Origin of the sequence: Streptomyces sp. NPDC090025 (assembly GCF_044748125.1) — a bacterium.
Classification (GTDB): Bacteria; Actinomycetota; Actinomycetes; order Streptomycetales; family Streptomycetaceae; genus Streptomyces.
Genome location: NZ_JBIVFL010000001.1, coordinates 188,823 through 213,963, shown reverse-complemented (window position 1 = coordinate 213,963; position 25,141 = coordinate 188,823). Strand labels below are relative to the sequence as shown.

The window sequence follows — 25,141 nt, the reverse complement described above, 5'->3', positions numbered from 1 at the left end:
ACTCCCCCGCCCTCCGTGAACCGCTGCTGTGCCGATCTGCCGATCATGCACGGCACCACTGACAGCGGCCCCGGAGGCGACGGAGAGCTCCCGGCGGATCAGCGCTTGCGGCCGCCGCGGCGGCGGCGCCGACGGCGCTCCGGGACCTCGGGGTCGACCGGGCCCGTGGACATCAGGAAGTCGAACGCCGCCCCGAGCCCCCGCGCGATCCACGTGAGTCCCTTCGCCAGCTCCTCCATGACGTCCCCCTGTCTGCCGGTCCGCTCTCTGCGTCTCCTGTCCCTGAAGACGCCGCCCGTGGATCTTGAGTTGCCCGGGACCGGAAATGAACGGAAAGGGGCGGGAGGGCGGCTGGGCGTCGGGGCCCCCGTCCGGCGGAATACGATCGGGGGCGTTGCAGCTGACGACAGCATCACCGTCACCATCATCAGTTGAAGGAGATTCCTCATGGCTCAGGTCGCGCTCAAGGGCAACCCCGTCACCGTCGACGGCACCGTGCCCGCCACGGGCAGCCAGGCGCCCGCGTTCACCCTGGTCGGCGAGGGTCTGGCCGACAAGTCGCTGAAGGACTTCGCGGGGCAGCGCAAGGTCCTCAACATCTTCCCGAGCGTGGACACCCCCACCTGCGCCGCCTCGGTGCGCGCCTTCAACGCCAAGGCGTCGGAGCTCGAGAACACCGTGGTCCTGTGCATCTCCGCCGACCTGCCCTTCGCGCAGGCCCGTTTCTGCGGTGCCGAGGGCCTCGAGAACGTGCAGAACCTCTCCACCCTGCGGGGCCGCGAGTTCCACACCGACTACGGCGTCTCGATCGCCGACGGCCCGCTGGCCGGTCTGACCGCCCGCGCCGTCGTCGTCCTCGACGAGGACGACAAGGTCCTGCACACCGAGCTCGTCAACGAGATCTCCGAGGAGCCGAACTACGACGCCGCGCTCTCCGCGCTCAAGTAGTTCCCACCCCTAAGGGGAGCACGGGCCTGAGGCCCGTCCGGCATCGCCGGGCGGGCCTCAGGCGTACGTGACGGCCTCAGGCGTCCTCCGCCGCGCGTTTGATCGCCGCCAGGCGCCGGTCCCACTGCGAGGCCAGCGCCGACAGCCGGCGGGCCGTCGCGTCGATCGTGTCCGGGCGGACCGTGTAGCGGACCTCCCGGCCCACCCGGGCCGCGGTGACCAGGCCGGCCGCGTCGAGCACCGCCAGATGTTTGACGATCGCCTGGCGCGAGACCGGGAGGCGCTCGGCCAGCGACGTCGCCGTCGCCGCCCCGGCGGACACATCGGCCTCCGCCTCGGCCACCAGGTCGAGCAGCCGCCGCCGGGTCGGATCCGCCAGGGCCGCGAACACCCGGTCCTCGGGCCCCCCGGCCCCCGCACCGGCCCCGGCCCCGCCGCCAGGCGCAGCCCCAGCCCCGGCCCCCACCCCGCTCACGTCGCCGACTGCTCGGCGCGCTTCTTGAACGCGTCGAAGACCTGCTGCCAGCCGCCCGTGTTGTCCTCCAGGGCCCGGCCGCGCAGCTCCGGCCCGCCCGCGAGGGTCGCGAAGCCGCTCTCGACCACCTTCAGGCGGGTGCCGGTGCCCTCCTCCGTGAGGGTGAACTCGATGAGCGTGCTGTTGCCGTCGCCCGGCTGCTCGCCGGGGAAGGCGCTGGCCCAGCGGTACGCGAGATAGGACGGCGGTTCGGTCTTCACGACCCGTACCGGGAAGTCGCCGTACGTGGCGTTCCGCGCGGTCGTCGTCTCGCCCTCCACCGCCACCGTGCCCGGCAGGTCGATCTCCTCGCCCACCCAGAATCCGGGCTGGGCGACCAGCGTCCACACGTGCGCGAGCGGCGCCTCGATGAGGATGTCCCGCTCGATCCGGTCCTCGGTCATGGTCCTGCTCCCTTTTCGATGATGCCGATGATGCTCGACCCCGAGTGGTGCAACTTCAGGGTTGCACGTCGCAAAAGGACCCGCAACCTGAAGGTTGCGGGTCTACCATCGGACCATGCCTCAAAGCCTCTCCCTCTGGTCCAAGGACTCGTTCCTCTCCATCGGGTCCGTCGGCTCCTTCATGTCCATCGGATCGGTCGGCTCCGCCTTCTCCATCGGCTCCGTCGGGTCCTTCCTCAGCGTCGGATCGCTCCTCTCCGCCCGCTCCGCCCTCTCCGTCATGTCCTGGTGCTCCACCGCCGCCGTCATGCGCTCGCGGAGCACCCCGGCCGGGCGGAGACTGAAGGGGTAGCGCGACCGCCGGGCTGGGGAATCGGACGACGACGATCCGGGCACCCCGGCCTGGAGGCGAGGACATGAGCGGTACGGGTGGCATCGGCGGCGCGGGCGGCACGGCGGTCGCGGACCTGCGGGAGCTGCTGCGGGGCGAGGTCATCGGCCCCGCCGACAGCGGGTACGACGAGGCCCGCGCGCTCTACAACGCGATGATCGACCGGCGGCCGGCCGTCGTCGCGCGCTGCGCCGACACCACGGACGTACGGGCCGCGCTGCGCTACGCCCGCGACCACGACATGGACCTCAGCGTGCGCGGCGGCGGCCACAGCGGCGCCGGGCAGAGCGTCGTCGACGGCGCGCTGGTCGTGGACCTGTCGGACGGTCTGCGCTGGGTGCGGGTCGACCCGGAAGCCCGTACGGCCCTGGTCGGCGGCGGTACGCAGCTCGGCGACCTCGATCACGAGGCGCACGGGTACGGACTCGGCGTCCCCGCCGGGGTGATGTCGACGACCGGCGTCGGCGGGCTCACGCTCGGCGGCGGACACGGCCATCTGACCCGGCGGTACGGGCTCACCGTCGACAGCCTCACCGGCGCCGACGTGGTCCTCGCCGACGGCACGACGGTCACCGCGTCCGCCGACGAACACCCCGACCTCTTCTGGGCGTTGCGGGGCGGCGGCGGCAACTTCGGGATCGTCACGGCGTTCCGCTTCGCGCTGCACCCGGTGGACACGGTCGGCCTCGGCGTCACCCTGTGGGAGCCGGAGCGGATCGGTCACGTGCTGCGCTGGTACCGGGAGTTCCTGCCGAACGCGCCCGAGGACGTCAACGGCTTCTTCGCCGTCCTCACCGTGGCGCCGGGGCCCCCGTTCCCCGAGGAGCTGCACCACCGCAAGATGTGCGGGGTGGTGTGGTGCCTGACCGGCCCGACCGACGAGGAGAGCCTGGCCGAGGCGCTCGCGCCGGTCGCCGAACCGGGGCCGCCCGCCTTCCACTTCGCCACGCCGATCCCGTACCCCGCGCTCCAGGCCATGTTCGACGAGCTGATCCCGAAGGGCCTGCAGTGGTACTGGCGCGGGGACCTCTTCGACCGCATCACGGACGACGCCGTCGACACCCACCGCGAGTTCCTTGAGCGGATGCCGACCGAGCTGTCGACCATGCACCTCTACCCGGTGGACGGCGCGACCCGCCGCACCGGGCCGATGGACACCGCCTGGGCCTACCGCGACGCCGTCTGGTCCGGGGTCATCGCGGGCATCGGCACCGAGCCCGCCGAGGCGGACGCCGTCCGCGCCTGGGCCCGGGACTACTGGAGCGCGCTGCATCCGCAGTCCATGGGCGCCGCGTACGTGAACTTCCTCGGCGAGGAGGAGGGCGAGGGCCGGGTGCGGGACACCTACCGGGGCCACTACGACCGGCTGCGGGAGGTGAAGCGGACGTACGACCCCGACAACGTCTTCCACCACAACCAGAACATCGCCCCGTAGTGGAAGAACCATGAGATCCGGTGCGGCGATGAGTTCCGGTGGCGCGACCGGTCCATGACCATGGAACCGTCCGGCGGCGAAGCCCGGGCTCCTGCGACCGACGAGGAAGAACACCCATGCGTACGCTCATCAGCACCGCCTTCATCTCGCTCGACGGCGTCGTCGAAGCCCCCGGCGGCGAGCCCGGCTACCGCAACGCGGGCTGGACCTTCAAGCACACCGACTTCCTCCCCGAAGCCTTCGAGATCAAGGGCCGGGAGCAGAAGGAGGCGACGGCGATGCTGCTCGGGCGGGTCAGCTACCAGGCGTTCAGCCCGGTGTGGCCGGGCATGGCGGACTTCGCCGACTACAAGCTGATGCCGAAGTACGTCGTCTCCACCACGCTCGGCGAGGACGACCTGGTCTCCGACTGGGGCGACACCACGATCCTGCGCACGCTCGACGAGGTCGCCGCCCTGAAGGAGACCGACGGCGGCCCGATCATCGTCCACGGCAGCGCCACGCTGAACCAGGCCCTGTCGGACGCGGGCCTGATCGACCGCTACCACCTGCTGGTGTTCCCGCTGCTGCTCGGCGCGGGCAAGCGGCTGTTCAGCACGACCGACAAGGACGTGCAGAAGCTGAAGCTGGTGGAGAGCGAGGCGTACCCGAACGGGCTGCAGAAGCAGGTCTTCGACGTGGTGCGGTAGCCCACGACCTGACCTGACCGGGCCTGGCGGCCCGCAGTCGATCTTGGTTGGCAGGTGGGGGCGGCTGCGGGCAGGATCAGGCCATGAGCAGCTCATCCGACAGCCGGCAGCACCTCACCCGCGTCACGGCGCCCGAGGGCGTCGCCCCCGGCGCCGGGTACCACCATGTCGTCTGGGGCACCGGGCGGTTCGTCGCCGTGTCCGGGCAGTGCGCCTTCGACGAGAACGGCGAACTGGTCGGCGCGGGCGACGCCGCCGCGCAGGCCCGGCAGGTGTTCGAGAACCTGCGCCGGTGCCTGGCGGCGGCGGGTGCGGGCTTCGACGACGTGGTGAAGCTGACGTACTTCGTCACCGACGTCGCCCACCTCCCCGCGATCCGCGAGGCCCGCGACGCGGTGATCCCGGCGGACCGCCTCCCGGCCTCCTCGGCGGTCCAGGTGGCGGCCCTGTTCAAGCCCGAACTGCTCCTTGAGGTCGAGGCGTTCGCGATCGTCCCCGAGCGAAGCGAGTAGCCCCCCGGCCTCCGCGCCCCCGCCCTCCGCGCCCCCGACTCGGGGTGGCCGCCCCGGGAAGCGTCCCGCGCGCCGAGAATCCCGCGCGCCGAGGATCAGCGGGAGTCCTCACGAAGGGCGGACGCCAGGGACAGCGTCCATGCATAGTCGACTCATGGTCGACGCGGACGGATGCACGCGCGGCCCTGGAGGGGCACATGTCCAAGATCCCGATCGATGTCGACGACGTCCTGCTCGCCCGGGCCCGGCGTCGGCTCGGCACCAAGACCGAACGCGACACCGTCAATCGGGCCCTGACCATGGCAGCCGCGATCAGCGCGGACGATCGTGCGCGGGCGCTCCGCTGGCTCCAGGACAACGCCGAGGACTTCCTCGGCTTCGGGTTCCTGGCCGAGCGGGAGCGCTCCCGCCGATGAGCCACCCGGCCGACGCGTCGGCCGAGTCGGGCGTTCGGCCGGGCCCCGCCCGGGAGTTCCGCCCGCCGCGCGGGCCCCTCACCCCACCAACCGCACCGCCAGCACCGCGATCAGCGCGCTCGACGCCAGCGTCGTCGCCAACCGCCCGCGCGGGCCGGTCAGGGTGCGGGAGAGGAGGGTGCCGCCGGTGGCGAGGAGGAGTTGCCAGGAGGCGGAGGCCAGCAGGGCCGCCAGGACGAAGACCAGGCGGGTCGCGGGGGTGGTGGGGGTGTCCGGGCCGGTGGCCAGGACCAGGGCCGCGAAGTAGATCACCGTCATCGGGTTCAGCAGGGTGATGCCGAGGAAGGTGAGGTACGCGCGCAGCGGGCCCGGGCCCGGTGAGCCGTCGTCGCGGGAGGCGAGGGTGCCCGAGCGGTGGGCGCGCAGCGCGGAGTGGGCCGCGCGGGCGGCGAGGAACAGCAGGACCGCCGCCGAGACCCAGCGCAGCGGCGTCGTCACCGGGGTGAGCAGCGGCACCAGGACCGAGCCGCCCGCCACCGCGAGGACCGCGTACAGGCCGTCGGCCGTCGCCACGCCGAGCGCCGCCGCGGCGCCGGTGCGCCAGCCCGTACGGGCGGTCACCGCCACCAGGTACGCGCCGACCGCGCCGACCGGGATCGCGATGCCGTAGCCGGCCAGCAGGCCGGCCACCGCCGCGGCGATCACGCGACGGAGGCGGTCGCTCCTGCGGGGACGCCGGGCTGCTGCTGTCGGCGGTAGGCGGCGCCGTCCTTGGTGCGGGCCAGCTGCCCGCCGATCACCAGATAGCGGCGAAGCGCCGGGAAGTCCGCGTGCACGGACTTCAGCGCCTCGTTGACCTCGCGCTCGGTGTACACGGTGTCCGGCGCGAACAGCGTCCCGGCGAGGTGGTCGAGCAGCGCGGCCCGGCGGGCGGGGCGGCGCGGGACGGCCTTCAGGCGGCCGTCGGCGGAGAACAGGTCACGCACGGCGGGCCCCGGCGCGGCGGCGGGCCCGGCGGCAGGCGTGCCGGCAGGCGTGGCGGATTCGGCTTCGGCTTCGGCTGAGGTCATGCCGTACAAAATCGCGCCGCGCGCCGCCCCCGCGCAACGGGTTTTCGGCCCGCCCCCACCCTGTGGCTCACCGCGCCACGGTCACGGTCACGGCCTCGTCGATCCTCGGCAGGATCGGCGGCATCCCCTCCTCCTGGAAGATCGGCGTCGCCCGCGCCACGAACGCCTCGAACGCCTCCGCCGACTCCCAGAAGTCGATCACCCGCCACCCGCCGGTCCCGTCCGGGCCCGCCGCGTGCGCGAGGAAGCCCGGCATCGGGTACCAGGGCGCTTCGGTGATCCGCGCGTTGGTGCGGCGGTAGAGCTCTTCGGTGCCGCCGGGGATCTCGACGGTGACGATGACGGCCATGGTGGCGCTCCCGTACGGAGGAGGGGTCGGGGTCTGCTCCCGGCCGGGCCGGGATCCCGGTCAGCACATCAGCCGGGACCCCGGCCCGCAGCACGGCCGGGGCCGAACGAGCGACCGCCCCGCCACCTCCCCAGCCGGTAGGAGGACGCGAGGACGGCGGCGCCCTCGTACAGCTCGCGGAAGGAGAGGGTGTCGTCGGGCCGCGCGTGGGAAAGGCGCGGGCCCCGGTCCTTGAGGACCGGGGCCCGCCGCGGTGGTGCCGGGTGGGGGGTTGGGGGGAGCGCTAGCGGTAGATGAGCAGTTCCTGCTCGGTGGCGCCCGTCAGCTCGTAACGGGTCCTGACCAGCGGGCGGCCCGAGTAGATCCGGATCAGGGTCGCCGCGTCCCCGTGGAAGCGGGCCGGGGCGCGCCCCTCGATCTCGTTGCCGAGGGCGACCTCGCCGCCCCGGTCGGCGAGCGTGCCGACCAGGCGCGGGGTCTCCCGGCGGCGGCTGGTGACGGACAGCAGCGGCAGGGCCAGGTCGAGCGCCCGGCCGCAGTAGGCGCCGGGCTCGCCGAACGCCTCGCGCACGTCCCCGGCGTGCACCCATTCGCCGAGGGCGACCGCGTCGAGCCGGCCGTCCTCCTGTTCGGCGATGACGGGACCGGCCTCGCCGAAGCCGCGCTCCAGCTCGTCGAGGACCCGGTCGAGCGGCCAGTGCTCGCGCTCGGCCACGTCGCAGGCGTTGGCCTCGGGGAGGAACACGCCTTCTTCCAGGCGCCCTTCGACGATCCTGACGAGCGCGGCCCCGCAGTGCGCGACGACCTGCCGGGCGGTCCAGCCGGGGCAGGCGGTGCGCAGCGCGTACGCCTCCTCGGGCATCCGCCGCAGCAGCGGCATCAGCAGGTCCCGTTCGGTGCGCAGCAGCCGGTCGGGGAGCCACGGGTCACGGGGTGCCTGCTCGGGGCATCCGGTGGGGCAGGTCGGGGAGCAGGAGGTGGGGCAGGTGGGGGAGCACGCGGTGGGGCGGTATCTGGGACATTCGCTGCACACGTCGGCCTCAGTAGCGGTAGTGGTCCGGCTTGTAGGGGCCCTCGACCGGGACGCCGATGTAGGCGGCCTGTTCGGGGCGCAGGGTCGTCAGCCTCACGCCGAGTGCGGCGAGGTGGAGGCGGGCGACCTTCTCGTCCAGGTGCTTGGGGAGGGTGTGGACGCCGATGGGGTAGTCGGCGTTCTTCGCGAAGAGTTCGATCTGGGCCAGGGTCTGGTCGGCGAACGAGTTCGACATCACGAAGGAGGGGTGGCCGGTGGCGTTGCCGAGGTTGAGGAGGCGACCCTCGGAGAGGACGATGACGACCTTGCCGTCGGGGTAGGTCCAGGTGTGGACCTGGGGCTTGACCTCGTCCTTGACGATGCCGGGGGTGGTGGCGAGGCCGGCCATGTCGATCTCGTTGTCGAAGTGGCCGATGTTGCCGATGATCGCCTGGTGCTTCATCCGGGCGATGTCGGACGCCATGATGATGTCCTTGTTGCCGGTGGTGGTGATGAAGATGTCGGCGGTCTCGACGACGTCGTCGAGGGTGGCGACCTGGTAGCCGTCCATGGCGGCCTGGAGGGCGCAGATCGGGTCGATCTCGGTGACGATCACGCGGGCGCCCTGGCCGCGCAGGGATTCGGCGCAGCCCTTGCCGACGTCGCCGTAGCCGAAGACGACGGCCGTCTTGCCGCCGATGAGGACGTCGGTGGCGCGGTTGATGCCGTCGATGAGGGAGTGGCGGCAGCCGTACTTGTTGTCGAACTTCGACTTCGTCACGGCGTCGTTCACGTTGATCGCCGGGAACAGCAGCGCCCCGGCCTCGTGCATCTCGTAGAGGCGGTGGACACCGGTCGTGGTCTCCTCCGTCACGCCCCGGATCTCCGCGGCCATCGCCGACCAGTCCAGACCACTGTTCTCCAACAGGGCGCGCACGACGGCCAGTTCCTCGTTCTCCGCCTCGGGCAGGCGGCCCGTCTTCTGGAAGTCCACCCCCTTGTGGACGAGGAGGGTCGCGTCACCGCCGTCGTCGAGGATCATGTTCGGGCCCTGCCCGCCGGGCCAGGTCAGCGCCTGCTCCGTGCACCACCAGTACTCCTGAAGGGTCTCGCCCTTCCAGGCGAACACCGGGATGCCCGCCGCCGCGATCGCCGCGGCGGCGTGGTCCTGGGTGGAGTAGATGTTGCACGACACCCAGCGGACCTCGGCGCCGAGCGCGACCAGGGTCTCGATGAGGACGGCGGTCTGTACGGTCATGTGCAGGGAGCCGGTGATCCGCGCACCCGCGAGCGGCTTCGTCTCGGCGTACTCACGCCGGATCGACATCAGGCCGGGCATCTCGTGCTCCGCGAGCGTGATCTCCTTCCGCCCGAAGGCGGCGAGCGACAGATCGGCGACCTTGAAATCCGTGAACTCGATGGACTCGGTGGACTCGGTGGACTCAGACACGTGCGAGGCTCCTTGAGGCTTGGATCGTTCGGTGAATGTCGAGGGCTGCGGTGCTCTTGTTGAGCGTGATGTAGTGCAGGCCCGGCGCGCCCTCGGCGAGCAGCCGCAGGCCCATCGCGGTCGCGTGCGCCACCCCGGTCCGGTACGCGGCGGCCGGGTCGCCCTTCGCCGCCTCCAGGCGGTGCGCCAGGTCCTCGGGGAAGGCGGCGTCCGACAGCTCGGCGAAGCGGCGGATCTGGCGGACGTCGGTGGCGGGCATGATCTCCGGGATGATCGGCGTTTCGCAGCCGGCCGCGGCGACCCGGTCCCGCAGCCGCAGATAGTCCTCCGGGTCGAAGAACATCTGCGTGATGGCGTAGTCCGCGCCCGCCCGGCACTTCGCCACGAAGAACTCCAGGTCGCTCGCCGGGTCCGGCGACCGCGGATGGCCCTCGGGGAACGCCGCCACCCCGATCCGGAAGTCGCCCAACGAACGGACCAGCTCGACCAGTTCGTACGCGTGCCGGAAGCCGTCCGGGTGCGGGGTCCAGGCCCCGCGCGGATCGCCCGGCGGATCGCCCCGCAGCACGAGGACGTCCCGTACCCCGGCGTCCGCGTACGCGCCGACGATCGCCCGCAGCTCCGCCACCGAATGCCCCACCGCCGTGAGGTGGGCGACGGGCCGCAGGGTCGTCTCGCGCACGATCCGCTGGGTGACGTCGATGGTCCGGTCCCGGGACGAGCCGCCCGCGCCGTACGTCACCGACACGAAGTCCGGCGCCAGCGCCTCGACCCGCCGGATCGCGTCCCACAGGGTCCGCTCCCCCGCGTCCGTGCGCGGCGGGAAGAACTCGAACGAGAAGGTGGGGCCCGTCGGACCCGTCACGGTGGGGCTCGTCGGACTGGTCGGGTTCACAGGCGCCGCCCTCCCGCGTTGAAGTACGTCGCCTCCGGGTGGTGCACCACGAACGCGTCCGTCGACTGCTCCGGGTGCAGCTGGTACTCCTCGGACAGCTGGACGCCGATCCGCTCGGGCCGAAGGAGTTCGGCGATCTTCGCCCGGTCCTCCAGGTCCGGGCAGGACGGATAGCCCAGCGAGTAGCGGCAGCCCTGGTACTCGGTCCGCAGCATCCCTTCGATGCCCGCCGGGTCACCCCCGCCGAATCCCCACTCCTCCCGCACCCGCGCGTGCCAGTACTCGGCCAGGGCCTCCGCCAACTGCACGGACAGTCCGTGCAGTTCGAGGTAGTCGCGATACGCGTCGGCGGCGAACAGCTCCGCCGTCGCCTCACCGATCCGCGAGCCGACCGTGACGATCTGCAGCGCCAGGACGTCGACCTCGCCGGAGTCCTCCGCGCGGAAGTAGTCCGCGAGGCAGAGGCGGCGGCCCCGCTGCTGGCGCGGGAAGCTGAACCGGGTCCGTTCGCTCCCGTCCTCGTCGAGGACGATCAGGTCGTCGCCCTTGGACACGCACGGGAAGTAGCCGTGGACCACCGCCGCCTCAAGGAGCCGGTCCGTCTGCAGCCGGTCCAGCCAGCCCCGCAGCCGCGGCCGGCCCTCCGACTCGATCATGCCCCGGTCCTTCAGACCCCACTGGCCCTTGAACAGCGCGCTCTCGTCCAACCAGCCCGCGTACTCGGCCAGTTGGATGCCCTTGACGACCTTCGTGCCGAGGAACGGCGGCTCCGGCACCGGATTGTCCGTGGCCACGTCCGAGCGTCCGGCCGGTTCCGGCTCGCGGACGTCGAGCACCGGGGTGTCCCGCTTCGCGACCCGGCGCTGCTTCAGCTCAGGGAGCACCGCCCCCGGCACCCCGCGCTTCACCGCCATCAGCGCGTCCATCAGGCGCAGGCCCTCGAAGGCGTCCCGGGCGTAGCGGACCTCGCCCTGGTAGATCTCGTGAAGGTCCTGCTCGACATACGCCCTGGTCAGCGCCGCGCCGCCGAGGATGACCGGGAAGCGGGCGGCGAGACCTCGGCCGTTCAGCTCCTCCAGGTTCTCCTTCATGATCACCGTGGACTTCACCAGCAGCCCGGACATCCCGATCACGTCCGCCGTGTGTTCCTCGGCGGCCTCCAGGATCGCCGACACCGGCTGCTTGATCCCGATGTTGACCACGTTGTAGCCGTTGTTGGACAGGATGATGTCGACCAGGTTCTTGCCGATGTCGTGGACGTCACCGCGCACGGTGGCGAGCACGATGGTGCCCTTGCCCTCGGCGTCGGACTTCTCCATGTGCGGTTCGAGATGGGCCACCGCGGTCTTCATCACCTCGGCCGACTGGAGCACGAACGGCAGCTGCATCTGGCCCGAGCCGAACAGCTCGCCGACCGTCTTCATCCCGTCGAGCAGGACCTCGTTGACGATGTCCAGGGCCGGCCGCTCCGCGAGCGCCGACTCCAGATCCGCCTCCAGACCGTTCTTCTCACCGTCGATGATCCGCCGCTTCAGCCGCTCCTCCAGCGGCAGCGCGAGCAGCTCCTCGGCCTTGCCCGCCTTCAGCGACTTCGCCGTCGCGCCCTCGAAGAGTTCGAGGAGCCGTTGCAGCGGGTCGTAGCCCTCCGCCCGCCGGTCGTAGATCAGATCGAGGGCGACCCGGACCTGTTCCTCTTCCAGGCGGGCGATCGGCAGGATCTTCGACGCGTGCACGATCGCCGAGTCCAGGCCCGCCTTCACGCACTCGTCCAGGAAGACGGAGTTGAGGACGATCCGGGCCGCCGGGTTCAGACCGAACGAGATGTTCGAAAGACCGAGGGTCGTCTGCACGTCCGGACGGCGCCGCTTCAGCTCGCGGATCGCCTCGATCGTCGCGATCCCGTCCTTCCGGGACTCCTCCTGACCCGTGCAGATCGTGAACGTCAGCGTGTCGATGAGGATGTCCGACTCGCGGATCCCCCAGTTCCCGGTCAGGTCGTCGATCAGCCGCTCCGCGATCGCGACCTTGGTCTCGACCGTACGGGCCTGGCCCTCCTCGTCGATCGTCAGCGCCATCAGCGCGGCTCCGTGCTCCCGCGCCAGACCCGCGACCTGCGCGAACCGCGAGCGCGGGCCGTCGCCGTCCTCGTAGTTCACCGAGTTGATCACCGCCCGGCCGCCGAGCTTCTCCAGGCCGGCCCGCAGCACCGCCACCTCGGTGGAGTCGAGCACGATCGGCAGCGTCGACGCCGTCGCGAACCGGCCCGCGAGCTCCGCCATGTCCGCGACCCCGTCACGGCCGACGTAGTCGACACACAGGTCGAGCATGTGGGCGCCCTCACGGATCTGGTCGCGGACCATCTCCACACAGTCGTCCCAGCGGGCCTCCAGCATCGCGTCGCGGAACTTCTTCGACCCGTTCGCGTTCGTCCGCTCCCCGATCGCCAGGTACGAGGTGTCCTGCCGGAACGGCACATGGCTGTAGAGCGACGCGGCCCCCGGCTCGGCCACCGGGGTCCTCGGCAGGACGGCCGCGCCGCGCACCCGGTCGACGATCTGCCGCAGGTGCTCCGGGGTCGTACCGCAGCAGCCGCCGACCAGAGCCGGTCCGTAGTCCCGTACGAACGCCTCCTGGGCGTCCGCCAGCTCCTCCGGCGAGAGGGGATAGTGCGCGCCGTCCGAAGTGAGCACCGGCAGGCCCGCGTTGGGCATGACGGAGACCGGGATACGGGCGTGCCGGGACAGGTGGCGCAGATGCTCGGCCATCTCCGCGGGGCCCGTCGCGCAGTTCAGGCCGATCATGTCGATGCCCAGCGGCTCCAGGGCCGTGAGCGCCGCGCCGATCTCCGAGCCGAGCAGCATGGTGCCGGTCGTCTCGACGGTGACCTGCACGATCAGCGGCAGGTCGAGGCCGAGCTGGTCCAGGGCACGGCGGGCGCCGATGACGGCCGCCTTCGTCTGGAGCAGGTCCTGCGTCGTCTCGACGAGCAGGGCGTCCGCGCCGCCGCGCAGCAGGCCGTCGGCGTTCTGCTGGTAGGCGTCACGCAGCGGCTCGTACGTGATGTGGCCGAGGGTCGGCAGCTTGGTGCCCGGGCCCATCGAGCCGAGCACCCAGCGGGTCCTGCCGTCGCGGGCGGTGTGGGCGTCGGCGGACGCGCGGGCGATCCGGGCACCGGCCTCGGACAGTTCGTGGACCCGGTCCTCGACGCCGTACTCGGCGAGCGCGGCCAGGTTGGCGCCGAAGGTGTTGGTCTCGACACAGTCCACGCCGACCGCGAAGTAGGCGTCGTGGACCGAGCGCACGATGTCCGGGCGGGTCACGTTCAGGATCTCGTTGCAGCCCTCCAGCTGCTCGAAGTCCTCCATGGTGGGGTCGGCGGCCTGGAGCATGGTGCCCATCGCCCCGTCGGCCACCACCACCCGGGTGGCGAACTCGTCGCGCAGCGAACGCCGCCCGTTCCCGCGCGTCCCGTTGCCGTGCGCGCCGCCCAGGTGCGCGCCGCCGCCCGCCCCGGCCCCTGTTCCGGTCCCGGTCCCGGTCATGTCAGCCCCCTCAGATGGGTCAGCAGGGCCGCCGCGCAGCCCATGCCGTAGGTGGTCCTGATCCGGTCGAGAACCGCCTCGCGGTGCAGCCGGTACTCCTGGGTGCCGACGTAGTCGAGGACGGTCGCGGCGACCGCGCAGCCCAGCTGGGCCGCGCACCGCTCGGACACGCCCCAGGCGGTGCCCGCGAGGAAGCCGGCCCGGAAGGCGTCGCCGACGCCCGTCGGGTCGACCACGCCCGCGACGGCCACCGCGGGCACGGCGAGCGGCTCGCGGTCCTCGCCCCTGATCCGTACCCCGGCGGCGCCGTGGGTGGTGACCCAGCCGCCGACCCGGCGCAGTACGTCGGCCTCGGACCAGCCGGTCTTCTCCAGGAGCAGCGCCGTCTCGTACTCGTTGGTGAACAAGTACCGTGCACCGTCGACGAGTTCGCGGACCTCTCCGCCGTCGAGGCGGGCGAGCTGCTGCGAGGGGTCGGCGGCGAAGGGGACGCCGAGCGCGCGGCAGGTACGGGCGTGCCGGAGCATCGCCTCGGGGTCGTCGGGGGAGATCAGCACGAGGTCGATCCGCCCGGCCCTGGCGAGCACCGACCGCAGGTCGATCTCCCGGGCCTCGGCCATGGCCCCGGCATAGAAGGTGGCGATCTGGTTCTGGGCCCGGTCGGTGGTGCAGACGAACCGGGCGGTGTGGAGCGACTCGCTGACGCGCACCGAGTCGGTGTCCACACCGTGGTCCTTCAGCCAGATCCGGTACGGCTCGAAGTCGGCACCGACCGCGCCCACCAGGACGGGGCGCAGGCCGAGCACGCCGAGCCCGAAGGCGATGTTCGCTGCCACTCCCCCGCGCCGCACCTCCAGGTTGTCGGCGAGGAACGACAGGGAGACCTTGTCGAGCCGGTCGGCGATCAGCTGTTCGCTGAACCAGCCGGGGAAGGTCATCAGATGGTCGGTCGCGATGGATCCGGTGACAGCGATACGCACGCCCTACACCCCCGCGGCGGTCTTCAACGCGTCCACGCGGTCGGTGCGCTCCCAGGTGAACTCCGGCAGTTCCCGGCCGAAGTGCCCGTACGCGGCGGTGGCCGCGTAGATGGGGCGCTTCAGGTCCAGGTCGCGGATGATCGCGGCCGGGCGCAGGTCGAAGACCTGGCCGACGACCTCCTGGATGCGCTCGTCCGGCAGCACGCCGGTGCCGAAGGTCTCGACGAACAGACCGACGGGCTCGGCCTTGCCGATGGCGTAGGCGACCTGGACCTCGCAGCGGCGGGCGAGCCCGGCCGCGACGACGTTCTTCGCGACCCAGCGCATGGCGTACGCGGCCGAGCGGTCGACCTTCGAGGGGTCCTTGCCGGAGAACGCGCCGCCGCCGTGCCGGGCCATCCCGCCGTACGTGTCGATGATGATCTTGCGGCCGGTGAGGCCCGCGTCGCCCATCGGGCCGCCGATCTCGAACCGCCCGGTCGGGTTCACGAGCAGCCGGTAGCCGTCGGACTCCAGGGTCACGCCCTCCTCGACGAGCTCCTTGAGGACGTGCTCGACGACGTACTCGCGCACGTCGGGCGTGAGCAGGCCCTCGACGGAGATGTCGGCGGCGTGCTGCGAGGACACCACGACCGTGTCGAGGCGGACCGGGCGGTCGCCGTCGTACTCGATGGTGACCTGGGTCTTCCCGTCCGGGCGCAGATACGGCACGGTGCCGTTCTTGCGGACCTCGGTCAGGCGCCGGGACAGCCGGTGCGCGAGCGCGATCGGCAGCGGCATCAGCTCGGCGGTGTCGTCGCAGGCGTAGCCGAACATCAGGCCCTGGTCGCCCGCGCCCTGCGCGTCGAGCGCGTCCTCGGTGCCCTCGACCCGGGACTCGTACGCGCTGTCCACACCCTGCGCGATGTCCGGCGACTGCGCGCCGATCGACACCGACACCCCACAGGACTCGCCGTCGAAGCCCTTCGCCGAGGAGTCGTAGCCGATGTCCAGGATCGCCTCGCGGACCAGCTGCGCGATCGGCACGTACGCGGTGGTGGTGACCTCGCCCGCGATGTGCACCTGACCGGTGGTGATCAGGGTCTCGACGGCCACCCGGGCGTGCGGGTCCTGCGCGAGCAGGGCGTCCAGGATCGTGTCGCTGATCCGGTCGGCGATCTTGTCGGGATGCCCCTCGGTGACGGACTCCGAGGTGAAGAGGCGGCGGCTCATGCCTGGGCCTCCGCCGGGGTCTTGGCGGTGGCGGCGGCACCGGCACCGGTGAAGAAGTGCTGCTCGATGGCGCCGAGGGTACGGATGGAGTCGACCTCCAGGGTCTCCATCTGGATGGTGGTGCCGCTCTCCTGCTCCAGCAGGAAGACGAACTCGACGAAGGACAGCGAGTCGATCAGCCGGTTCTCGATCAGGTCGAGGTCGGGCGCGATGTCCTCGCGCTCCGGGTGACGGTCGAGGATCCAGCTCTTCACGGTCTGCAGGCCGTCGGACATGGTTGCTCTCCTTGTTAGCTGCTGCTGATGGCGGAAGGGGTGGGGACTGACGGGCTGGGAGGGGTGGGAGCGGGCGGAACAGGGGCGGGCAGGGCCGGGGCGGCGGGCGGAGTGGGGGCGGGCAGGGTCGGGGCGATGATCGGCGCGGCGACCGCGACCGCGTAGTCCACGTCATGGCTGATGGACACGGTGATCTCGGAGATGCCGGACTCGCCGGCCATCTCGGCCGCGGCGCCGCGCAGCTCCACGAGCGGCCAGCCGCCCTCGGAACGCCGTACGACGATGTCCGGCCAGGGCAGGAACCTGCCCCTGACCCGTAACGTCTTGAACGCCGCTTCCTTCGCCGCGATCCGGCCGCACAGGCTCAGCACGTCGAGCCCGCTGGCGGTACGGCAGTCGGCGAGTTCGCCGGGGGTGAGCATCCGCTCGAAGAACTTCTCCCCGTACTCGGCGAGAAGCCTGCGGACACGGTTGACGGACACGATGTCCATGCCGAGATTCGCCCAGCCCAGGCCGCCCGCCGGCGGGGCCACGGGACGGGCCGGCACGTCAGATCACCGGCCCGGCCGTGGCGCTCGCTCCGGCCCGCATCCGGGCGTTCGCGTCGAGCACCGCGTCGGTGGCGGCCGCCCAGCTGCCGTGCCTGCGGGTCAGCGCGGACAGCCAGCGCTCCAGACCGAAGGCCACGCAGCTGGTGAAGGCCGGGCCACCGGTCGACTCCAGGGTGATGGCGCAGCGGTCGCCGAAGAAGTTGCGGTGGGTGTTGACCGAGGCGATCGCCAGGTCCTCGTACAGGAACTCGTGCTTCACCGGCGTGAGCCGCTGGAGCAGCGCCTTGGAGCCGCCCTTGTCGAAGAACGGGTCGCAGGCGGCCTCCTTGCGCAGCGGCAGGTCGAGCGCCGCGGCGAAGGCGTGGATGCGGTCGGTGAAGGCGGTCAGGTGGTCCTCGGCGTGCCGCTGCGCGCCGATCGCCACGATCTCCCGCATACGGAAGCCGAGTTGGCGCCGCATGCCCTCGTAGTGGGTCTCCTTGCGGAAGCACCAGGAGCAGATCGTGACGAGGGTGTCGTCGGCGACCCGGTGGCCCTGGTGGGTGAGGTAGACGGCGTAGCAGGACGCCGAGGGCAGTCCGAGCGCGGCCGGTTCGAGGGCGGCGGTCGGGAAGCAGCCGGTGTCGGTGGCGAAGGGCGCGGACGCCCGTCGGTCCAGGTCGAGCGGGGCGGCGACGACGGCCTGGTGCGGGAAGTTGTCGTAGTAGTCGAGCCGGGCCAGGTCGGCGGCCGGGAGCAGCGGGGGCATGGTCATCGGGCGGGCGCCCGCGGCCACCCCCCAGCCCTCGAAGGTGTCGTCGAGGAGCCGCAGCAGGCGGGTCCCCTCGGGGCCGAGTACCGGCAGGCCCCTGGTCGCCCCGGCGTTCTCGGGGATGGTCGCGGTCATGGTCGGTGCACCTCTCGGGTGGATTCGAGATTCGCGCTCGGGACCGGGCTCTCAGAGGACGGGCAGGGTGTCGTCGGAGAAGATGCCGGTCTTCAGGAAGAAGGCGAGCGGCTTGCGGATCGCCTTGCGCTCGTGGGCGCGGCGGGACCCGTCGGCGATCAGCGCGTTGCGCAGCGCGAGCGGGTCGGGGATGCCGGCGTCCTTGTACACGTGGGGGTTGTAGAGCGAGTTGACGCTGTAGACGACGTAGCGCTTGAGGTACGCCTCGACCTCACGGACCCGGTCGGCGCTCACCGCCTGGCACATCCGCTGGAAGAGGAGGGAGACCAGCTCGCGCCCGAAGGCGATGTGGCGGGACTCGTCCTGGTGGTGGATGCGGTTGACCTCGCGGATGGTGTGGCAGAGGGAATCGTCCTTGGCCATCCGGGAGTTGTAGTGGTCGACCAGCTCCTCGAAGAACAGGATGCGGGTGAAGACCAGGAAGTTCTCGACCTCGGGCTCCCAGGCGGCGTCGGCGCGCATGGCGGTGGAGCCGTAGATCTTGTGGCCGTAGCGGCGGCAGAACTCGGAGAAGAACCACATGTGTTCGTTCTCCTCACCGATGAAGTGGTGGAAGAAGTCCGAGGGGACCTCGAAGCCGGGCATGTGGATCCGCCCGACGACCTCGATGAGGAGCTCGCGGATGCCGTGCACGTTGAGGCTGTAGAAGTTGACGGACTCCCACTTGGAGAGGCGCTGAAGCGTTTCCTCGCCGAGGCGGTCGTAGTGCTCGGTGCCGTAGACGGTGAGCAGCTCGGGAGTCATCCAGAAACGGTTCTCCTCCAGGGTCTCGGGCCACTGGAAGGTCTGGTACGGGTTGTAGTAGTCCTCGACGGAACGCTCGCTGAGCCGCTCCAGGACCTCCATGAACCGGTCGGTGACGGGCAGCGGGGCCGTGGCGCCCATGAGGAAGCTCCTTCTTTTGTGGCTCGGTGCGGGTGGGGACCGGCTCAGGGACGGACTTCGTAGACCGCGTTGACCGGGGTCTCGGTCGCGCGGCGCCAGCGGGTGAAGCCCGCCTCCTCGGCGATGGCGCGGAAGGCGCGCTCGCCCGAGTGGTTGCCGAGGGCGTGCGGGCCGCGCTGGGCGACCGCCACCGGCAGGCACATCACGGCGGACAGCGCCATGAACATGCGGGCGGCCGGGGTCTGGGTGTCGATGTCCTCGGGCGACACGTTGGACTCGACGAGCATCCACGTACCGTCGCCGTCCAGGGACTTGTGGACGTGCTGCGCGGCGGCGACCGGGTCACCCATGTCGTGCAGGGCGTTGAAGAAGCACACCAGGTCGTAGCCGGTGCCCGGGTAGTCGTCGGCGGACGCCACCTCGAAGACGACCCGGTCGGAGAGCCCGGCCTCCTCGGCGAGCTGGCGGGCGATCGAGATCGCCTCCTCCGAGTAGTCGAAGCCGTGCACGGTCGCGTTCGGGAAGGCGCGGGCGATGAGCAGCGTGGTGTGCCCGACCCCGCAGCCCACGTCGGCGACGGTGCCGCCGGCCGCCAGCTTGTCGGTGACCTGGTGCAGCGCGGGCAGCCAGTCGGCGACCAGCTTGTGCTCGTACGTCGGCTGGAAGAACGAGCCCATCCCGGTGTCGAGCGCCGCGTCGTGCTCGGCCCAGCCGACCCCGTCGCCGGTGCGGTACGCCTCGACCAGCAGGTCCTCGGTGGCGTACAGCGCCTTCAGGGCGGTGAAGAACCCGGCCGCGTACGTGACGGCCGTCGGATCGGCCAGCACCTCGACGTGGTCGGCGGGCAGCGTGTACGTGCGCGAGCTGGGGTGCCGCTCCACGTACCCGGCGGACAGCTGGGCGTGCAGCCACTCCTCGACGTACCGCTCGTTCGTGCCGGTCCGCTCCGCGAGGGTGGCGGCCGTGAGCGGGCCGTGTTCGGCGAGCGCCCGGTAGAGGCCGAGGCGTTCGCCGAGGGCGACGGTCAGTCCGCGCACGGCCGCGCCCGCGTCGGAGATGACCCGCTGGTGGAAGTCGTGGGCGCTCATGCGGCCGCCTCCCGCTGCCCGGTGGGCAGGTCGCAGGTGAAGAGGAAGGACCGGGGGATCCGCGGCACGGACCGCGCCGGTACGGGGTAGGGCCAGCGGTCGAAGTCGGCGCCGGGCTCACCGGGCTGGCGCACCTCGCGCACCGCCCAGCCGCAGTCGTCGAGCAGCGCCTCGGGCTCCTCGGTGCCGAACAGCCACGGGTTACCGTCCTCCTCAAGGGCCTTGAGGAAGCCGCGGGCCAGCGGGTTCTCCAGGGCGGCCCGCGAGATGACGTCACCGAGCAGCACCGAGCCGGGCGCCGCGTGCGCGGCGAGCGTCGAGATCAGGGTCCGTACCGCCTGCTCGGGCAGGAAGAACAGCAGGCCCTCGACCACCCACAGGACGGGCTCGTCGCTCTTCCAGCCCGCCTCCTTCAGCGGCCCGGTCCAGTCCTGGGTGAGGTCGACGGGGACGGTGATCCTGGTCCGGCCGGCCGGCTGCGGCTCGTCGGCGAGCATGGCGGCCTTGGCCGCCAGGAGCGCCGGGCGGTCCAGCTCGTACACGGTGACGCCGTCCGGCCAGGGCAGCCGGAAGAACCGGGTGTCCATGCCCGCGGCGAGGAACACGACCTGGCGGATGCCGCGCTCCTCGACCGCCGCGACGATCGCGCGGTCCAGGTAGGTGGTGCGGATGGCGAGGAACGGCACGGTGCCGCCGCCCGCGTAGCGCTCCAGCAGCTCGAAGCCGATCTGGTCGGCGACGGTGCGCGCGTACGGATCGGCGAACAGCCGGTCCTCGCGCTCGGTCTCCAGGGCACGCGCGGCGGCGGTCCACTGGGCGGTGCGGGATACGGCCTCCACAGGAGGTCCCCCTTCGCTGGTGGGTGGGATGCGGGATTCTGGATCCGGGAGGTTGGATCCGGGATCCGAGATCCGGGAGGTTGGATCCGGGGCATTGGATCCGGGAGGTTGGATCCAAGATCCGGGGGGTTGGATCCAGGACGTTGGATCCGGGATCCGGGATCCGAGATCCGGGAGGTTGGATCCCGGACGTTGGATCCGAGATCCGAGCTGTTGGATGTTGGATATCGGATCCGAGATCCCGGATCAGAAGTACGGACGGCCGTGTTCGGGCGCGGTGCGGGCCGGGTGGCCCTCAGGCGCTCATGGCCGCTGCGGCGGCGCTCTGCCGCGGCCGGGTGCAGCACCCGGCCGGGTCCTCTGCGGCGGGCATCGACGACGGTCGGGCCGCTTCGGATCCGGCGGGACGGCGCCGGAAGATGCTGTGCAGGATCATGCTGAACACGGCCGTCCCGTCGGCGGCCACCAGCGTGCAGCGCGGTTTGACGGTGCCGCTGGTGGAGTTGAACGGGGACGGGGTGGCGCCCAGGATCTCGACGCGCGCGGTGAGCACGTCGCCGGGGCGGACGGGCCGCAGGTAGCGGACCTCGTCGATGCCGGGCGAGCCCATGCAGGCGCTGTAGGCGAGCAGTCCGTCGACGTAGCGGCGCATGAACATCGACTGGGTGTGGAAGCCGCTGGCGATCAGCCCGCCGAACTGCGAGTTCTTGGCGCGCTCGGGGTCCGTGTGGAAGGGCTGCGGGTCGAAGCGCCTGCCGAACTCCAGCACCTCCTCCGTCGTGACGGTGACGGTGCCCAGTTGGTGGACGTCGCCGGGCCGGAAGTCCTCGAAGTAGCGCATCGCGCGCCCTCCTTGACCTAGGAGTGGTCGTTCCCTGGCATCACCTAATTTACGAATCAGCCATTTATTTTGTCAAGCCAAAAGAATGGCGAAGTGCGAGAAGAGACAAGTCTGTTCGGGCACCAACCCCCGCTAGGGAGCGCCTTGTTCGAGCGCCTGCCGGAGGTCCGCCCACAGGTCGTCGACCGCCTCGATCCCGACGGACATCCGCACCAGTCCCGGCGCTATCCCCGCGGCGGCGAGCGCGGGCCCGTCCAGCTCCCGGTGCGAGGTGGAGGCGGGGTGGGTGACCAGGGACTCCACACCGCCGAGCGACAGCGCGAGCCGGGCGATCCCGACCCGCTCGATGAACGCCCGGCCGGCCGCGCGCCCGCCCGCGAGCTCGAAGGACAGCAGCCCGCCGCCGCCGGAGAGGACGGAGCGGGCGTTCTTGTACGAGGGATGGCCGGGCAGCCATGGGTAGTGGACGGCCTCGACGTCGTCCCGGGCGGCGAGCCGCGCGGCCAGCGCCTCGGCGTTGGCGCAGTGCTCGCGCATCCGCAGCGGCAGCGTGGGGATCCCGCGCAGGGTCAGCCAGGCGGCGAACGGGTCGGCGCAGGCGCCGAGTTCGACCGTGCGCGGCCACACGGTGCGGCGCAGCTCGTCGTCGGCGAAGACGGCGGCGCCACCGAGGACGTCGGAGTGCCCGGAGAGGTACTTGGTGGTGGAGTGCACGACGATGTCGGCGCCGAGTTCCAGCGGGCGGCACAGGACGGGCGAGGCGAGGGAGTTGTCGACGACGCTGGTGACGCCGAGCCAGCGGGCGGCGGAGAGCAGTCCCGGCAGGTCGGGGACCTGCCCGGTGGGGTTGGCGACGGTCTCCAGGACGAGCAGCCGGGTCGCCGGGTGCTGGGCGGCCTCCTCGAACTCGGCGACGTCGTCCCCGGAGACGTACACGACGTCGATGCCGTAGCGGGCGGCCAGGTCGGACAGGACGGCGTAGGTCCCGCCGTACAGGCAGCGCTGGGCGACGACCCGGTCGCCGGGTTTCAGGAGCGCGAGCAGCACGCCGCTGATCGCGCCCATCCCGGACGCGAAGGCGATGGCTCCGCCCGCGCCGCCCTCAAGTCCGGCGAGGGTCTGTTCAAGGGCCCGTACGGTCGGGTTGCCGCGGCGGCTGTAGACGTACCGCCCGTCGGGTCCCGCCATGGCCTCGGCGAGCGCGTCGGCGGATTCGAAGGCGAAGGCGGAGGACTGGACGAGGGGCACGGAGAGCGGCCGACTGCCGTCCGGGAAGGGCGGGTTGGCGACGTGCACGGCGCGGGTGGTCAGTTCCATGAGGGTCCTTCCGGTCATGGGAGCGGTACGAAGGTCAGTACGGCGGAAGGGGCCGCCCGAGGTCCGGTGGACGGACGTCGGGCGGCCCCTTCCGGGTCTGCCGGGGTGTGCGGGGGTGTGCCGGGGTGTGCGGGGGTGTGCCGAGGTGCTTCTGGCTCAGCTCACGCGGAGACCTTGGCGCCCTGCTCGCTCGGGGCGTCGGCGGCCGGGGCCGCGGCGGCGAGCGCCTTGTCGCTCTTCATCACCAGAAGGGTGATGACACCGCCGACCGCGGCGATGATCGCGGCGCCGATGAAGGCGGACGAGAAGCCGTCGGTGAGCTTGGGCAGGTTGCCGAGCTGGTCGGCGCCCTGGGACATGGCGACCGCGGTGAGGGCGGCGAGGCCGAGCGCGGAGCCGACGTTGTAGGTGGTGTTGACGATGCCGGAGGCGAGACCGGCCTGCTCCTGCGGGGCGCCGGACATGGCGGCGATCATCGCCGGGATGTAGGCGAGGGACATGCCGAGGGCGGCGACCAGCGAGGCGGGCAGCACGTCGACGACGAAGCTGCCGGTGGGCTCGACGGCGGACAGCCAGACCAGGCCCGCGGCGAGGACGAGGAGTCCGCCGCCGATGAGCGGCTTGGCGCCGAACCTGGCCATGAGCCGGGCGGTGATGGCCGTCATGAAGATCATGAGGAGCACGGTCATCGGGAGCAGGGCGGCGCCGGAGGCGAAGGCCCCGTAACCGAGCACCTGCTGGAGGTAGAGGTTGAGGAAGTACCACATCGGGATCCAGGCGGCGCCGAGCAGCGTCATCGCCAGGTTGGCGGAGCCGAGGCGCGGGACCCGCCAGACGCTGAGCGGCATGAGCGGCTCGCGCAGGGACTTCTGGATCAGGAAGAAGACCAGGAGCAGCGCGGCGGCGCCGACCAGTTCGAGGATGGTGGCGGTGGCGCCCCAGCCGACCTCGGGGGCGCGGACGACGGCGAACACGGCGAGCGCGAGACCGGCGGTGACGGCGACGGCGCCGAGGACGTCGACGGAGCCGCGGCGGGACTCGACGTCGGGCAGGATCTTGGTGGCGGCGAGGGTGGCGAGGCCGATCGGCACGTAGATGATGAAGCACCACTGCCAGGCGGCCCACTCGGTGAACACGCCGCCGAGGAAGACACCGGCGGTGCCGCCGGCCGGGGCGGCGGCGCCGTACAGGGCCATCGCCTTGCCGAGCTCGCGCGGGTCGTGCATGAACAGCATCATCAGCAGGGTCATCGCGGAGGGCGCGATGAGCGCGCCGCCGACGCCCTGGACGGCGCGGCCGACGATCTCGACCCAGGCGGTCTGCGCGGCCGCCGCGACGATCGAACCGGCGATCATGATCGCCCAGCCGGAGACGAAGATCTTGCGGGCTCCGACGAGGTCGGAGAGGCGGCCGCCGAGGAGCAGCAGGCCGCCGAAGACGATGACGTAGGCGTTGAAGACCCACTGGAGCTCGCCCTGCGAGAAGCCCAGCTCTTCCTGCATCTTCGGGAGCGCGACCCCGATGATCGACGTGTCCATGATGACCATGAACTGCGCTGCGGCGAGCACGGCAAGTGCCCACCAGCGCCGGGGATTGACGGTTGAGGTTGACATTGCCCTGACCCTTCACTCGGCGATGCATACCCCCAGGGGGTACCTGCGTGGAGCACCGTAGCATACCCATGGGGGGTATGTAAGGGTGAGATGAGGGTGCGGATTCCGGCCCGGTCGGGGGCGCGGGGCGGGCGCGGGAGGCGGGTACGGAGCGGCAGAATGCGGGGCATGACCGCAGCCGAAGAACGCGACCGGGACGACCTGGACGACCGCGACGGGGCCGAGAGCGGGCCGGACGGACACGGCCGAGAGGGCCGTGACCAGCGGGAACGCGAGCGGAAACCCGGCCACGAGGACCTCGACCTGCTCCGCCGCTGGACGGCGACCCTGCTCGCCGCGCGCTCCGGCCGCGAGGGCCCCGACCCCCTCCCGTACGGCCGGAACCTGCTGGCCCGCTGGGCCGAGCCGCAGCGCCGCTACCACACCGTCGACCACCTGCGGGCGGTCCTGGACCGGATCGACGAGCTCACCGACCAGGGCGACGAGGGCGGGGAGCTCGAACTGGTGCGGCTGGCCGCCTGGTTCCACGACGCGGTCTACCGCCCGGACCGCTCGGAGAACGAGGAACGCTCCGCCCACCTCGCCGAACTCGCCTTGACCGAGGCCGGGTTGACCCCGCACGAGGTGGCCGAGGTGGCCCGTCTGGTCCGCCTCACGATCACCCACGACCCGGCCCCGGGCGACCTCAACGGCGAGACCCTGTGCGACGCCGACCTCGCCGTCCTGGCCGGCTCCCCAGATACCTATAGGGGGTATACGAGGGCGGTCCGCGAGGAGTACGCCTTCGTCCCGGACGACGCCTTCCGCACCGGCCGCACCGCCGTCCTCACCCACCTCCTCGCCCTCCCCCGCCTCTTCCGCACCCCGTACGGGGCGGCGGCCTGGGAGGAGCGGGCCCGGGAGAACCTGGAACGGGAGCTGACGGAACTGGCGGAACTGGCGGAGCCCGGCGCGTAGCGGGCGCCGG

28 protein-coding genes are annotated in these 25,141 nt (G+C 71.7%); 7 read left to right on the top strand and 21 right to left on the bottom strand.

Annotated features, from left to right (window positions below; genetic code table 11):
• Positions 1–98: 98 nt before the first annotated feature.
• Positions 99–239 carry a hypothetical protein gene (locus tag ACIPXM_RS01055; RefSeq protein ID WP_401650359.1) on the bottom strand — a complete coding sequence of 47 codons (141 nt, stop codon included), beginning with the start codon at positions 237–239 and terminating at the stop codon, positions 99–101.
• A gap of 208 nt (positions 240–447) precedes the next feature.
• Between ACIPXM_RS01055 and tpx the strand changes: the two genes are divergently transcribed.
• A complete protein-coding gene (tpx, locus tag ACIPXM_RS01050; RefSeq protein ID WP_401650356.1) occupies positions 448–948 on the top strand; it encodes a thiol peroxidase in 501 nt (166 codons plus the stop codon).
• Positions 949–1,024: 76 nt separating this feature from the next.
• On the opposite strand, the gene ACIPXM_RS01045 is transcribed toward tpx, so the two are convergent.
• A complete protein-coding gene (locus ACIPXM_RS01045) occupies positions 1,025–1,339 on the bottom strand; it encodes an ArsR/SmtB family transcription factor (RefSeq protein ID WP_401650354.1) in 315 nt (104 codons plus the stop codon).
• Between the two features lie 80 nt (positions 1,340–1,419).
• Entirely contained in the window at positions 1,420–1,866 is a 447-nt protein-coding gene (locus ACIPXM_RS01040; RefSeq protein WP_401650351.1) for an SRPBCC domain-containing protein, read from the bottom strand.
• Positions 1,867–1,981: 115 nt separating this feature from the next.
• On the opposite strand from ACIPXM_RS01040, the gene ACIPXM_RS01035 reads away from it, so the two are divergent.
• The 5 genes from ACIPXM_RS01035 (at position 1,982) to ACIPXM_RS01015 (ending at position 5,309) form a co-directional block, all read left to right on the top strand.
• Positions 1,982–2,218, top strand: coding sequence for a hypothetical protein (locus ACIPXM_RS01035; RefSeq protein WP_401650348.1), 237 nt, complete (start codon positions 1,982–1,984; stop codon positions 2,216–2,218).
• 64 nt (positions 2,219–2,282) lie between these two features.
• Positions 2,283–3,692, top strand: coding sequence for an FAD-binding oxidoreductase (locus ACIPXM_RS01030; RefSeq protein WP_401650345.1), 1,410 nt, complete (start codon positions 2,283–2,285; stop codon positions 3,690–3,692).
• 116 nt (positions 3,693–3,808) lie between these two features.
• Positions 3,809–4,381 carry a dihydrofolate reductase family protein gene (locus ACIPXM_RS01025; protein ID WP_401650343.1) on the top strand — a complete coding sequence of 191 codons (573 nt, stop codon included), beginning with the start codon at positions 3,809–3,811 and terminating at the stop codon, positions 4,379–4,381.
• An 83-nt stretch (positions 4,382–4,464) separates the two neighbouring features.
• Positions 4,465–4,893, top strand: a complete 429-nt coding sequence (locus ACIPXM_RS01020; RefSeq protein WP_401650341.1) for a RidA family protein — start codon at positions 4,465–4,467, stop codon at positions 4,891–4,893.
• Between the two features lie 197 nt (positions 4,894–5,090).
• The gene (locus ACIPXM_RS01015) at positions 5,091–5,309 is read left to right on the top strand and encodes a type II toxin-antitoxin system VapB family antitoxin (protein WP_401650338.1); all 219 of its coding nucleotides are present in this window, start codon (positions 5,091–5,093) and stop codon (positions 5,307–5,309) included.
• Positions 5,310–5,387: 78 nt separating this feature from the next.
• Here the strand turns inward: ACIPXM_RS01015 and ACIPXM_RS01010 are convergent, their stop codons facing one another.
• The 18 genes from ACIPXM_RS01010 to ACIPXM_RS00925 all read right to left on the bottom strand — a co-directional run bounded on the left by ACIPXM_RS01010 (position 5,388) and on the right by ACIPXM_RS00925 (position 24,174).
• Positions 5,388–6,014 carry a LysE family transporter gene (locus ACIPXM_RS01010; RefSeq protein WP_401650335.1) on the bottom strand — a complete coding sequence of 209 codons (627 nt, stop codon included), beginning with the start codon at positions 6,012–6,014 and terminating at the stop codon, positions 5,388–5,390.
• Complete coding sequence (locus tag ACIPXM_RS01005) at positions 6,011–6,379, bottom strand: DUF2087 domain-containing protein (RefSeq protein ID WP_401650332.1); 369 nt, start codon at positions 6,377–6,379, stop codon at positions 6,011–6,013. The genes ACIPXM_RS01010 and ACIPXM_RS01005 overlap by 4 nt, the downstream gene beginning before the upstream one ends.
• A 67-nt stretch (positions 6,380–6,446) precedes the next feature.
• Complete coding sequence (locus tag ACIPXM_RS01000) at positions 6,447–6,728, bottom strand: antibiotic biosynthesis monooxygenase (RefSeq protein ID WP_401650329.1); 282 nt, start codon at positions 6,726–6,728, stop codon at positions 6,447–6,449.
• 283 nt (positions 6,729–7,011) lie between these two features.
• Entirely contained in the window at positions 7,012–7,635 is a 624-nt protein-coding gene (locus tag ACIPXM_RS00995; protein ID WP_401652418.1) for a maleylpyruvate isomerase family mycothiol-dependent enzyme, read from the bottom strand.
• Positions 7,636–7,768: 133 nt separating this feature from the next.
• Entirely contained in the window at positions 7,769–9,160 is a 1,392-nt protein-coding gene (ahcY, locus tag ACIPXM_RS00990) for an adenosylhomocysteinase (RefSeq protein WP_401652416.1), read from the bottom strand.
• Between the two features lie 22 nt (positions 9,161–9,182).
• Entirely contained in the window at positions 9,183–10,055 is an 873-nt protein-coding gene (metF, locus tag ACIPXM_RS00985) for a methylenetetrahydrofolate reductase [NAD(P)H] (protein ID WP_401650326.1), read from the bottom strand.
• 26 nt (positions 10,056–10,081) lie between these two features.
• A complete protein-coding gene (gene metH / locus ACIPXM_RS00980) occupies positions 10,082–13,627 on the bottom strand; it encodes a methionine synthase (protein ID WP_401650323.1) in 3,546 nt (1,181 codons plus the stop codon).
• On the bottom strand, positions 13,624–14,607 hold the full coding sequence (locus ACIPXM_RS00975) for a carbohydrate kinase family protein (RefSeq protein WP_401650320.1): 984 nt from the start codon (positions 14,605–14,607) through the stop codon (positions 13,624–13,626). The genes metH and ACIPXM_RS00975 overlap by 4 nt, the downstream gene beginning before the upstream one ends.
• 3 nt (positions 14,608–14,610) lie before the next feature.
• Positions 14,611–15,819 carry a methionine adenosyltransferase gene (gene metK / locus ACIPXM_RS00970; protein ID WP_401650317.1) on the bottom strand — a complete coding sequence of 403 codons (1,209 nt, stop codon included), beginning with the start codon at positions 15,817–15,819 and terminating at the stop codon, positions 14,611–14,613.
• A complete protein-coding gene (locus tag ACIPXM_RS00965; RefSeq protein ID WP_401650314.1) occupies positions 15,816–16,094 on the bottom strand; it encodes a phosphopantetheine-binding protein in 279 nt (92 codons plus the stop codon). The genes metK and ACIPXM_RS00965 overlap by 4 nt, the downstream gene beginning before the upstream one ends.
• A gap of 14 nt (positions 16,095–16,108) precedes the next feature.
• Positions 16,109–16,585, bottom strand: coding sequence for a holo-ACP synthase (acpS, locus tag ACIPXM_RS00960; protein ID WP_401650311.1), 477 nt, complete (start codon positions 16,583–16,585; stop codon positions 16,109–16,111).
• Positions 16,586–16,643: 58 nt separating this feature from the next.
• Entirely contained in the window at positions 16,644–17,531 is an 888-nt protein-coding gene (locus tag ACIPXM_RS00955; protein ID WP_401650308.1) for a hypothetical protein, read from the bottom strand.
• A 51-nt stretch (positions 17,532–17,582) separates the two neighbouring features.
• The gene (locus ACIPXM_RS00950) at positions 17,583–18,476 is read right to left on the bottom strand and encodes a diiron oxygenase (RefSeq protein WP_401650306.1); all 894 of its coding nucleotides are present in this window, start codon (positions 18,474–18,476) and stop codon (positions 17,583–17,585) included.
• 44 nt (positions 18,477–18,520) lie between these two features.
• The gene (locus tag ACIPXM_RS00945) at positions 18,521–19,564 is read right to left on the bottom strand and encodes a methyltransferase domain-containing protein (protein WP_401650302.1); all 1,044 of its coding nucleotides are present in this window, start codon (positions 19,562–19,564) and stop codon (positions 18,521–18,523) included.
• Positions 19,561–20,403, bottom strand: coding sequence for a class I SAM-dependent methyltransferase (locus ACIPXM_RS00940; RefSeq protein ID WP_401650299.1), 843 nt, complete (start codon positions 20,401–20,403; stop codon positions 19,561–19,563). Before ACIPXM_RS00940 ends, ACIPXM_RS00945 begins: the two co-directional genes overlap by 4 nt.
• Positions 20,404–20,698: 295 nt before the next feature.
• On the bottom strand, positions 20,699–21,244 hold the full coding sequence (locus ACIPXM_RS00935) for a MaoC family dehydratase (protein WP_401650296.1): 546 nt from the start codon (positions 21,242–21,244) through the stop codon (positions 20,699–20,701).
• Positions 21,245–21,376: 132 nt separating this feature from the next.
• Positions 21,377–22,561: a trans-sulfuration enzyme family protein gene (locus tag ACIPXM_RS00930; RefSeq protein WP_401650293.1), complete on the bottom strand. Its 1,185-nt coding sequence runs from the start codon at positions 22,559–22,561 to the stop codon at positions 21,377–21,379.
• Positions 22,562–22,722: 161 nt separating this feature from the next.
• Positions 22,723–24,174 (bottom strand): MFS transporter, encoded by a 1,452-nt coding sequence (locus ACIPXM_RS00925; protein ID WP_401650290.1) that lies wholly within the window; start codon positions 24,172–24,174, stop codon positions 22,723–22,725.
• A 168-nt stretch (positions 24,175–24,342) separates the two neighbouring features.
• On the opposite strand from ACIPXM_RS00925, the gene ACIPXM_RS00920 reads away from it, so the two are divergent.
• Positions 24,343–25,131 carry a hypothetical protein gene (locus ACIPXM_RS00920; RefSeq protein WP_401650287.1) on the top strand — a complete coding sequence of 263 codons (789 nt, stop codon included), beginning with the start codon at positions 24,343–24,345 and terminating at the stop codon, positions 25,129–25,131.
• Positions 25,132–25,141 lie beyond the last annotated feature (10 nt).